This is a genomic window from Mesorhizobium sp. M6A.T.Cr.TU.014.01.1.1, from assembly GCF_004022765.1.
Lineage (GTDB): Bacteria > Pseudomonadota > Alphaproteobacteria > Rhizobiales > Rhizobiaceae > Mesorhizobium > Mesorhizobium mediterraneum.
On record NZ_RZPG01000130.1, the window covers coordinates 1 to 332 of the forward strand.

The following is a 332-nucleotide window of genomic DNA, read 5'->3' on the forward strand; positions in this document are numbered from 1 at the left end:
TGCTGCTGCTGGCGGCAATCGGCCTTGCCATTACCTTCGGCGTCATGGGTGTCATCAACATGGCGCATGGCGAGATGGTCATGCTCGGCGCCTACACGACCTTCGTCGTCCAGCAGGTGATCCGCACCTCCTTTCCCGGCCTGTTCGACTGGTCGCTGGTCATTGCGCTGCCGCTGGCCTTCCTCGTCGCGGCCCTTGTTGGCCTGATCATCGAGCGCGGCGTCATCCGTTTCCTCTATGGCCGGCCGCTTGAAACGCTGCTGGCGACATGGGGCGTCTCGCTGATCCTGCAACAGGCCGTGCGCTCGATCTTCGGGCCGACCAACCAGGAG

General features: G+C 63.9%; 1 pseudogene. It reads left to right on the forward strand.

What is annotated here, in order from left to right:
* A pseudogene (locus EN885_RS33265) lies at positions 1 to 332 on the forward strand (urea ABC transporter permease subunit UrtB); the annotation flags it as partial.